Annotated in this window: 4 protein-coding genes and 1 pseudogene; 4 read left to right on the plus strand and 1 reads right to left on the minus strand. The window is 58.9% G+C overall.

What is annotated here, in order from left to right; genetic code table 11:
• From ACXWUF_RS19125 to ACXWUF_RS19140, 4 genes are all read left to right on the plus strand, one after another.
• Nucleotides 1–653: sensor histidine kinase (locus ACXWUF_RS19125; protein ID WP_458496177.1), on the plus strand; the 653-nt coding region annotated here is incomplete at its 5' end.
• Between the two features lie 7 nt (nucleotides 654–660).
• Complete coding sequence (locus ACXWUF_RS19130) at nucleotides 661–1353, plus strand: response regulator (protein WP_458496178.1); 693 nt, start codon at nucleotides 661–663, stop codon at nucleotides 1351–1353.
• Nucleotides 1354–1794: 441 nt separating this feature from the next.
• Nucleotides 1795–2577 (plus strand): ParA family protein, encoded by a 783-nt coding sequence (locus ACXWUF_RS19135; protein WP_458496179.1) that lies wholly within the window; start codon nucleotides 1795–1797, stop codon nucleotides 2575–2577.
• Nucleotides 2574–3485, plus strand: coding sequence for a ParB/RepB/Spo0J family partition protein (locus ACXWUF_RS19140; protein ID WP_458496180.1), 912 nt, complete (start codon nucleotides 2574–2576; stop codon nucleotides 3483–3485). The genes ACXWUF_RS19135 and ACXWUF_RS19140 overlap by 4 nt, the downstream gene beginning before the upstream one ends.
• Before the next feature lie 382 nt (nucleotides 3486–3867).
• On the opposite strand, the pseudogene ACXWUF_RS19145 reads toward ACXWUF_RS19140, so the two are convergent.
• Nucleotides 3868–4513 (minus strand): annotated as a pseudogene (locus ACXWUF_RS19145) (hypothetical protein); the annotation flags it as partial.

Here is a 4513-nt window from a genome sequence, read left to right on the forward strand (position 1 = left end):
CCACCATCGTCGGCTCGGCCAGCGCCCTGGCCGAGCGGGACGAGGCGCTGGACGCCACGGAGCGGCGGGAACTCAGCCGGGCCATCTTCGAGGAGTCCACCCGCATGTCCAGGCTCATCGCCAACATCCTCGACATGGCCCGCCTGGAGGCCGGGGCGGTGACGCTGAACCGGCAATGGCATGTGCTGGAGGAAATCATCGGCACGGTGCTGAACCGGCTGGAAACGCGGCTGAAAGGGCGGACGGTGTCGGTCCGGCTACCCCGCGATTTGCCGCTGGTCCTGGTGGACGGGGTGATGCTGGAGCAGGTGTTGGCGAACCTGTTGGACAACGCGGCGAAATATTCGCCGCCGGGAACCCCCATTGAAATCACGGCGGAGAGTTCCGCCTTCACCCTCACCGTGTCGGTGGCCGACCGGGGGCCGGGCATCCCCGCTGGGCGGGAGGAAAAGCTGTTCGAGAAATTCGTCCGCGCCCATCCCGAGGGCGCCCAAAGCGGCGTGGGGCTGGGCCTCGCCATCTGCCGGGCCATCGTCGAGGCCCACGGCGGCTGGATTAGGGCCAAGAACCGGGGCACGGGCGGGGCCATCTTCACCTTCACCCTGCCGGTCGACCAAGCACCGCCCGGCATCGAGCTGGAGCAGGCCGAGTGAGGCCGCCATGGTGAATCCCGCGCCCACCGTGGTGCTGATCGAGGATGACCCCCAGATGCGCCGGTTCCTGCGGACGGGGCTGGGCAGCGAGGGATTCCGGGTGTTCGAGGCGGACACCGGGCGGCAAGGCTTGGTGGAGGTTGGCACCCGCAAGCCCGACCTGGTCATCCTCGACCTGGGGCTACCGGATATGGACGGTGTGGAAGTGGTGAAAGCCATCCGGGGCTGGACGGGTCTGCCCATCCTCATCCTCTCCGCCCGCGACGCCGAACGGGACAAGATCGAGGCCCTGGACGCCGGGGCCGACGACTACCTGACCAAGCCCTTCGGCCTGGGGGAGCTGCTGGCCCGCCTCCGGGTGGCCCTGCGCCACGCGGCGGGGCCGGGCACGAATCCGGCGGAGGCGTTCAGCACCGGGAGCCTCACGGTTGATTTACAGAAGCGGCTGGTCTATGTGAACGGGGCGGAGGTTCACCTAACGCCCGTGCAGTACCGGCTGTTGGCGGTGCTGGTGAGGCATGCGGGCAAGGTGCTCACTCATCGGCAGATCATCAAGGAGGTGTGGGGGCCGGCCCATGTGGATAACACGCACTATCCCCGCATCTATATGAGCCAGCTCCGCCAGAAGCTGGAAGCGGACCCGGCCAGGCCGGAATATCTTCTGACCGAATCCGGAGTCGGCTATCGGCTGAGGGACTGAGCGCCGGGGGATTCCCAATCACCCCGGCCCCTGAATTTTTACGTTTTGTCTGATGCACAGGATCAACCCGGTGCCGGCCAGGGCCAGCGATCCCGCCATGGAGAAGACCAAGCCATGATCGCCCAGCATCCCCCTCAGGAAGCTCGCGCCGATGGTGTCCCAGATGTGGATTCAGAACCAATCAAGTCTTTTATAATCAGAAGGTTAATGCTCTTCATATCCACGTCGAGAACACTACCCCCTCCTTCCCTAACTTTACCCCCGCAATCGGTAAGCCGCTGAAAAACAAGGCAAAGCCATCAAAAATGGTGTTATTTGTCGTGCGTCCGGGGCGTTTTATATGCCAAATTCATGGCGCTTTTTGCGTTGGCAAACCCTCGGGTTAAGTTTAAGTTAAAGTGAGCATACCGAGATTGTTCAACTTATTTGGAAAGACAACCCATGGCAAAAATCATCACCATCGGCAATCAAAAAGGGGGGGTCGGTAAGACAACCACCGTAGTGACCCTCGCGGCGGAATTCGGTCGTCGTGGTCATCCCGTTCTGGTGATAGACCACGATCCACAAGGCAACGCGAGCCGTCATATAGCGGATTCCGCTTCAAAGACTGTCGATAAGCACGCGTTCCATCTGCTTACCAACGATTTCGACACCTACGCGGAAGTTGTGGAAACGTCCACCAATCAAGGCTTTGAAAATGTTAGCTTGGTCAGGGGGCCGCTCGATGTGGCTGACATCGAGACAAGGCTGCGCGACTGCTCGACCCGCCCCTACGAATTATTGGCAAACCGCATCAGGCCATTGCGGGAACACTACGACTTCGTCCTTGTGGACACGCCACCCGCGCTGGGATTACTTACTGGCAATGCCCTGGCTGCGTCAGATGTCTGTGTGGCCCCCGTGGAAACCTCCTCTGATTACGGCCAGCACGGGATTCTGTCGTTCACCAAATTGGTGAACCAAATCAAATCCGAAATCAACCCCAATTTGAAATTGCTGGGAATTTTGCTGACCATGCACGATGCCCGGCTTGGAGCCTCATCCGCTCTGGCTGATATAGCGGATGAAGTGTTCGGAAATGTTTTGCCGGTAAGAATTAGAAAAACCATAAAGATTTGCGAAGCGGCCATGGAAAAAAGGCCAATACAAGCCATCGCAAAAACGGCAACGGCTGCCGAGGATTACGCAGCCTTGGCTGATTACCTATTGGAGCAAATGGGATGAATCGAAAAGATAGACTTAAAGCCAGCTCTCTAGCTGGCTTGGCCTCAACCAGATCCGAAATATCAGAATCCCAAGCGCAGCCATGCTTTTCGGATGGCTTATACGAAAAGATATCTGTCGATAATATAGACCGTAACCCATGGCAGCCGAGAAAGAAGATTAGCGATTTGGAAATCGAAGCGCTTGCCAAAAGCATTTCCGAAGCTGGGCAAATTGAACCCATCATCGTGCGGAAAAAAGGCGGCAGATATGAGCTGATCGCTGGAGAGCGCCGATGGCTTGCCACCAAGTCCCTGAATAGAAGTCATATTGAGGCTATCATCCGCGAGGCGGATGACAGCCAAGTGGCTTTGCTTGCGTTGATTGAAAACATGCAACGACAGGATTTATCCGACTATGAAATCGGAATGGGGATAGCGGCTGCCGAGAAGAAATTTCGGTTCAAGAAAGAAATAAGCGAATCGCTTGGCATTGGCCGAACCGACCTTTATCGCTATCTCGCTTTTTCGGAGCTTCCCGAATGGATTATTTCAGAACTTGAGGAAGCTCCCTCACTGATTTCGAAAAGGCTGGCAGAGGAGATAAGAAACTTTCTAAAAGATAAAAATCCTGACGATTACCATGAAAACATCATGCGGGGCTTAAGATCCCTTGAGGACGGAACGCTCCAAAATAAAGATTTCATCGGGGCCATTACAAGGTTGCGGCCACCCCGAATCACGGGCTTCGCGCAATCAAAGCCAATGTCTTTGGAGTTTAAACATGATGGCCAAGTGGTGGGAGGGTTCAAATATAGCCCAGAGAGAGGTCTCAGCTTAAAGTTGTCGGGATCAATTTTGGATGAGGCACGGGTGAAGTCTATTGAAGAATTCGTTCAAGGAATTATTCATGGTTCGGCGAGTGCATAGCTTAAATCGTTCCCAATGGGAACAAAACCGCGAGACAAAAGTGTTCCCGTTGGGAACATACCCGCAAGGGCAGGGACTTCTCTGATTTCCGGCATGGCCTGTGCCGATTCCAACAAGCCGGGTTAAGGGTTGTGGCGCTACGCTCTTTACCCCCCCCTCCAAATTTCAGAAGGTCATACTCCACAGCCCACCTCGATCATGTCGTCCGATCTGTCGACCTGGTCGCTGGCGGGTCGGGCGGGGTCGTGGACGGGCGTTGGGTACCGCCACTTTGCGTCTGGTGCCCAGTGGAAGAGGCTTGCAAGCGTGGGTTTTAGGGCAGGCGAATAAAAACGGGGGGCGGGACAAGGGGTTGCGGGCGGTGGGCGGCACGGCGGAGACCTCAATCCCGTCCCCGACCTCCCCGGCCATCGTGGCGGCGGGGCGGGGCGTGCGGTTCGGGCGAGGAGGACGATTCCCCGCCATCCCGCCACGGCGGGGCTTCGCCCTCCCCGACGAGAGGCACGCCATAGGCTCTGAGCAGATCGAGGATGGCGACCCGCCGCCGTGCCAGCACCCGGTCCAGGCGGTCGCGCAGGGCGGCGTCGCTCTTGCGGGTGCCCATGGCGATGGAGAATTCGAAGGGCTGGGCACCCGCTTCGGAGGGCGTGGGCAGGGGCACGACCCTAAGCTTCACCGGCTGGCGCGCCGCGAAATAGCCCGCCAGCGGACCCCAGGCGATGGCCACATCGATCTCGCGTTTGGCGACGGCCTCGATCAGCCGGGCCGGCGGGTTCGGTTCCCGGTAATCGCCGTAAATGCTGTAGCCGATGACGTTGTTGACGATCCCGCGCCGGGCCAGCGCTTCCGCTGGCGGCGGGTTGCTGTAGTCGTCGCCGATGAAGTGCAGGCCGATGCGGAGGTCGCGCAGCTTGGGATCGTCCAGGGAACGCAGCCTGTAGCCGGCATCCTTGCGGTAGACCAGGGCATAGGTGGAGCGGTAATGGGGCTGGGTCGTCAGGACCATGTCGAACCCGCTCGGCACGCCC

The organism is Methylomagnum sp. (assembly GCF_054333355.1).

What these genes read in the sequence shown, in the direction of transcription:
- ACXWUF_RS19130 (WP_458496178.1), top strand. Translation starts at nt 661, where the DNA reads ATGGTGAATCCCGCGCCCACCGTGGTGCTGATCGAGGATGACCCCCAG.
- ACXWUF_RS19135 (WP_458496179.1), top strand. Translation starts at nt 1,795, where the DNA reads ATGGCAAAAATCATCACCATCGGCAATCAAAAAGGGGGGGTCGGTAAG.
- ACXWUF_RS19140 (WP_458496180.1), top strand. Translation starts at nt 2,574, where the DNA reads ATGAATCGAAAAGATAGACTTAAAGCCAGCTCTCTAGCTGGCTTGGCC.